5 protein-coding genes and 1 pseudogene are annotated in these 5,353 nt (G+C 38.0%); 4 read left to right on the forward strand and 2 right to left on the reverse strand.

Going from position 1 to position 5,353, the window contains the following annotated elements:
- Both AC4GME_RS16915 and AC4GME_RS16920 read right to left on the reverse strand, forming a co-directional pair.
- The coding region (locus AC4GME_RS16915) for a MarC family protein (protein WP_490379846.1) at positions 1-497 on the reverse strand (497 nt) is incomplete at its 3' end.
- 22 nt (positions 498-519) lie between these two features.
- Positions 520-1,887: a YjiH family protein gene (locus AC4GME_RS16920; RefSeq protein WP_490376317.1), complete on the reverse strand. Its 1,368-nt coding sequence runs from the start codon at positions 1,885-1,887 to the stop codon at positions 520-522.
- A gap of 261 nt (positions 1,888-2,148) precedes the next feature.
- Here AC4GME_RS16920 and AC4GME_RS16925 point away from each other — a divergent pair, with 261 nt between their 5' ends.
- From AC4GME_RS16925 to pheT, 4 genes and pseudogenes are all read left to right on the forward strand, one after another.
- Entirely contained in the window at positions 2,149-3,168 is a 1,020-nt protein-coding gene (locus AC4GME_RS16925; RefSeq protein ID WP_490379847.1) for a GGDEF domain-containing protein, read from the forward strand.
- A gap of 21 nt (positions 3,169-3,189) precedes the next feature.
- A complete protein-coding gene (locus tag AC4GME_RS16930) occupies positions 3,190-3,807 on the forward strand; it encodes a fumarylacetoacetate hydrolase family protein (protein WP_490379848.1) in 618 nt (205 codons plus the stop codon).
- A 203-nt stretch (positions 3,808-4,010) separates the two neighbouring features.
- Positions 4,011-4,991, forward strand: coding sequence for a phenylalanine--tRNA ligase subunit alpha (pheS, locus tag AC4GME_RS16935; protein WP_490376306.1), 981 nt, complete (start codon positions 4,011-4,013; stop codon positions 4,989-4,991).
- Between the two features lie 11 nt (positions 4,992-5,002).
- Positions 5,003-5,353, forward strand: a pseudogene (gene pheT, locus AC4GME_RS16940) (phenylalanine--tRNA ligase subunit beta); the annotation flags it as partial.

Here is a 5,353-nt window from a genome sequence, read left to right on the forward strand (position 1 = left end):
CCAATAATCTTTTTCAAGTATTTAGAAAGCAGCATCAATAACAAGGTTAAAGCTAATATGCTGATAATAGCAATTGAAACAGCAATCGTACCTGCTGCTTCAGATGTGTGTGAAAATAGCAGAATAGCAAGTGTTAAGGTGCCGGGTCCTGCGAGCAGAGGAATTGACATTGGAAATACGGAGATATCAGTCTCTTTGTCGGATACAGAGAACTCCATCTCTTTAGTTATCATATGGAACGCCGTATAAAACAGTAATAAACCACCAGAAATACGTAGCGAGTTAATATTAATGCCTAAATGCGAAAATAACGCTTCACCATAATTACCAAATAAAATCAGAGTCGCCCCACTTATCAGAACGGATTTGATGGCCATTATGGTGCGGTGCTTTTTATCACTATTACCTGTTAATGAATTAAAGATAAGTGCAGCACCAATTGGATCGATAATAACAAAGAGTGCCGTTAGCGCATGCAGGTAAATCGCGATATCCATTATACTTCCTTCGTAACAACGTTTAAAAAATCAGGTGCGCAATACCGGCTATTACAGGTAATGTTACTAATGTACGTAAAATGAAAATAACAAATAACTCTGCAATATTAACCGGTATTTTACTGCCCAGTAGCAATGCCCCAACTTCACTCATGTAAATCAATTGTGTAACTGACATAGCGGCAATAACAAAACGAGTCATATCCGATTCAATAGAGGTCGCTAAAATTGAGGGAATAAACATATCGGCAAAACCAACTACAATAGTTTTTGACGCTTCAGCAGCTTCTGGAATTTGTAACCACTCGAGAAGAGGAATAAACGGGTAACCTAAATATTCGAAAACAGGCGTGTATTCTGCAACAATCAGTGCCAGAGTACCAATCGCCATCACTACTGGAATAACCCCAAATACCATATCAATAACATTTTTAAAGCCATCTTTGAGAGTTTCTTTAAAACCTGATGCCTTTAATGCTTTGTTTAAAGCCTGCTCTAGTCCCCATGAAAACACATTATGACCGGCAGGTGTTAATTCATCATCGACACATTGATCACTTTGATCGATATATTTATTTTTTTTCCAACAAAGCGGAGGTAATTTAGGCACAATGATCGCAGCTACCACACCGGCAACACAAACAGCCAGATAAAAAGGTAAAAATAGATGTTCTAATTTTACCTGTGAAATGACTACCAATGAGAAAGTGATCGAAACGGCAGAGAAAGTTGTACCAATTACAGCAGCTTCTCGTTGTGTATAGAAACGAGACTCATATTGTTTGCTAGTCATTAAGATACCGACACTACCGTCACCTAACCAAGATGCCATACAGTCAATAGCGCTACGACCTGGTAGATTAAAGATAGGACGCATAACCTTAGTTAATAAAGTGCCGAATAACTCCAGCAGGCCAAAATTTAATAACAGTGGTAGTAACATCCCGGCAAAAACAAACACACAAAATAAAACCGGTAATAAGTCATTTAAAACTAATGCGCCAGTGTTTGCTGAATGAATCGCCTCCGGACCTAAACCGGAAAAGGTCATTACAATAAAAACAGCACCGAGAAGACGAATCACAAACCACATAGGCGATACGTCTAACAGGGAGTTTAAAAATTTATTGTCTTGAATTAACTGTATTTTTGCCAGCTTATTTATAACTGTCACTAAGGCGGTAAAGACTACGATACCTGTGATAATTGCTGTTAAAGAGTCTGCAAGTAAGTTTTGTAAGCCTTTAGCAACGATTGCTATCGGAATGGTAATGGCACCTTGATAACTAACAGGTGTCATAAACAGCAAAAGACCAATTAATGAGGGAACAATAAAAGTCAGTATGGTTGTGAGGTTATGCGATTTTTTTGTCGTCACTTCGGTCGTCATTTCTGTTATTACTTTGCTGGTCACTTTTTCCACCTTGAAAACGTATTTTAAATCTGAGTAGTTAAAGGAATTATATAATTCATATTTAACGAAGCGCGCAAGGGTACTTGCTTTAACGGATGAAGTAAATGCAACAAAAGTTTAATTTTTGGCCTTAGATCAATGTATATTGAAGAAATGTTATCAAAGCGATTTTATCCACGCTATGCTGACACTAACCTTTTATAGAAACAGATAACATTAGTGGGTAGGATAATTATTATGAATAAAGATTTGATTATTAAATCAGCAGCTAATTTAAAAAAAGCTGTGCCTTTAATGATGAAATACCATGTGCCGACAACGCCATTAAATTACGCATTGTGGTATAGCTATGTTTCTAATGATATTCCTGAATTAAATGCAAAATTAGACAATTTAATTGCCAATTATAATGTTTGCCCGCCGATCCAAGCTGAATCTTTATATCGGGAATTTGTTGCTGATAAAAGCGAATCCAGCACTTGGGATGTGAGGCAATGTATCGAAAAAATGCTGATCCAATTGGATCAGTCGTTAACAGATACAAACAGTGATACCACTCAATTTCAGGAAGCCTTTGATAAAACATTTGTCGATATCCATCGTGTTGAAGAAGATGGTTGTTCAGTAGAAGATGTATTGGTATTGCTTAAAAAGCTTGAAAGCGATTCAAAAAATATGCAGCGTTCAACGCAGTTTTTTAGTCAAAGTTTAGCTACCGCGAAAGATGAAATTGCGTCATTAAAAGTACAGCTTCAAAAAAGTCAAAAACAAGCCTTATATGATTCTTTAACGGGGTTATTAAACCGCCATGCTTTTGATGCAGAGCTTTCGTCGTTTTTGAATAATGACAGTCCGGGTTTATGTTTAATAATGGCTGATATTGATTATTTCAAAAATTTTAATGAGCAGTGGGGACATCTGTTAGGCGATCAGGTTTTAAAAGCGGTAGGAAGGAAAATAAATGACAGCATGCGAGGAGGTGCGACAGCGTATCGTTTTGGTGGTGAAGAGTTTGTTATTTTGCTACCCAAGAGTAACTTGAGAATTGCCCGTCACTTTGCAGAAACACTGCGCAAGTTAATTGAAAAGCTGAGCTTAAAAGATAAACGTAGTGCAGAAACGATTAAAAATATCACCTGTTCTTTTGGGGTGGCTGAATTTGAAAATGGTGAGTCGTTAAGCAGTTTTATCACCCGAGCGGATGACTATTTATATCAAGCTAAGCGTTTAGGGCGGAATCGTGTTTTACCGATGTGATAACAAAAAATAACTAGGTTGATGAGTTTGAAGAAGATTATTGTAAATGGAAAGTTAATTTCGACCTCTAAAGTGGTTTGTGTCGGCCGTAATTATGTTGAGCATATTAAAGAGTTAAATAATGAGATGCCTGATCAGGCGGTTATTTTTGTTAAACCTAATTCTGCTATCAGCTGTGATATTTTTAGTGATCCCGATGAATCGATTCATTATGAAGGGGAAATCTCATTTATTATTGAAAGCGAAAAAATTAGTGCTGTTGGTTTTGGATTAGATCTCACTAAACGAGACCTGCAGTCAAAATTAAAAAGCCGGGGTTTGCCCTGGGAGCGAGCAAAAGCATTTGATAAATCAGCCGTATATAGTGAGTTTGTAAGTTTTTCAGGCAAGCTTGAAGATTTGTCCCTGCAACTATATATCAATGATATTTTAGTTCAGCAGGCGGATTTTGATTTGATGATTTATAAGCCTCAGCAAATCATTGAAGAAGTTGCATCATTTATGAGTTTTGAAGATGGCGATATTTTGATGACGGGTACCCCAAAAGGGGTGGGGAAGGTTTTTCTGAATGATCAATTTACTGGGCGAATATTTTCTGGCGATACATTATTAATTGAGCAAAAATGGATTGTAAGATAACTGCAACAACTGCTCTGCCAATATCAAAAAAACAGCTTATTTATTAGTTGTAATCAACGAGAGTTAATTTATTCCTGATAATTCTCGTTTTTCCACTCATTTACACCAGCTCATTTCATCTCAGCACTAGCCATATCTCTCTGATTTGCGTAAAATTGCGCCCTTATATTTTTTAATCACTTGCTTTAGGTAGAGATAAATCAATGCAGCACCTTGATGACATAGTTGCTAATGCGCAACAACAGATAGAAAATGCCAAAGATGGCAATGAATTAGAGCAGATTCGTCTACAGTATTTAGGCAAGAAAGGTCTGATGACTGAGCAGATGAAAGGCTTAGGTAAGCTTCCTCCAGCAGAAAAACCAGCTGCAGGCCAGATGATTAATAAAGCAAAGCAAGCGATTCAAGCTGTTTTAGTCGCGCGTAAACAAGCGATGGAAGCAGAAGTTCTAAATGCCAAATTGGCTCGAGAAACAATCGATGTAACATTGCCAGGTCGTGGCGCACAATTAGGTGGCGTTCACCCGGTGACACGTACTATTGACCGTATTCTTGGTTTTTTTGGTGAATTAGGCTTTGAAGTTAAAAATGGTCCTGAAGTTGAAGATGCTTACCATAACTTTGATGCGTTAAATATTCCACCGCATCACCCGGCGCGTGCCGATCACGATACCTTCTACTTTAATCCAGAGTTAGTATTACGTACGCAGACATCTGGTGTACAGATCCGTACTATGGAAAAAGAAAATCCACCTGTGCGTATTATCTCTCCAGGACGTGTTTACCGTAACGATTACGACCAGACACACACTCCAATGTTTCATCAGGTAGAAGGTTTGATGATTGCAGAGAATGTAAGCTTTACACAGCTTAAAGGTATTTTGCATGACTTTTTACATAACTTCTTTGAAGAAGATCTAGAGGTGCGTTTCCGCCCATCTTACTTCCCGTTTACAGAGCCTTCTGCTGAAGTAGATGTGTTAGGTAAAAACGGTTGGTTAGAAGTTTTAGGCTGCGGCATGGTTCACCCGACAGTTTTACGTTCAATGGGTGTTGATCCTGATAAATATTCAGGCTTTGCATTCGGTATGGGTGTTGAGCGTTTAACAATGTTACGTTACGGCGTAAATGATTTACGTTCTTTCTTTGAAAACGATCTTCGTTTCCTCAAGCAATTTAAGTAAGGGTTAAAATAATGAAATTTAGTGAAGCTTGGTTACGAGAGTGGGTTAACCCGGAAATTACACGAGATGAATTAGTACATCAAATTACTATGGCCGGTCTTGAAGTTGATGATGTAGACGCGGTTGCTGGTGAGTTTACAAAAGTATTAGTGGGTGAAGTGGTTGAATGTGGCCAACACCCGGATGCAGATAAATTACAAGTGACCAAAATCAATATCGGCGAAGATGAATTAATCGATATTGTTTGTGGTGCTAAAAACTGTCGTTTAGGTCTTAAAGTTGCCGTTGCTGTTGTTGGTGCTGTACTGCCTGGCGATTTTGAAATTAAAAAAGCCAAACTACGCGGTCAGCCATCATTTGGT

This window comes from Psychromonas sp., assembly GCF_983033635.1.

Bases quoted from the DNA above. Each gene is read 5' to 3' on its own strand.
- pheS (WP_490376306.1), top strand. From the start codon at position 4,011: ATGCAGCACCTTGATGACATAGTTGCTAATGCGCAACAACAGATAGAA.
- AC4GME_RS16920 (WP_490376317.1), bottom strand. From the start codon at position 1,887: ATGACGACCGAAGTGACGACAAAAAAATCGCATAACCTCACAACCATA.
- AC4GME_RS16930 (WP_490379848.1), top strand. From the start codon at position 3,190: ATGAGTTTGAAGAAGATTATTGTAAATGGAAAGTTAATTTCGACCTCT.
- AC4GME_RS16925 (WP_490379847.1), top strand. From the start codon at position 2,149: ATGAATAAAGATTTGATTATTAAATCAGCAGCTAATTTAAAAAAAGCT.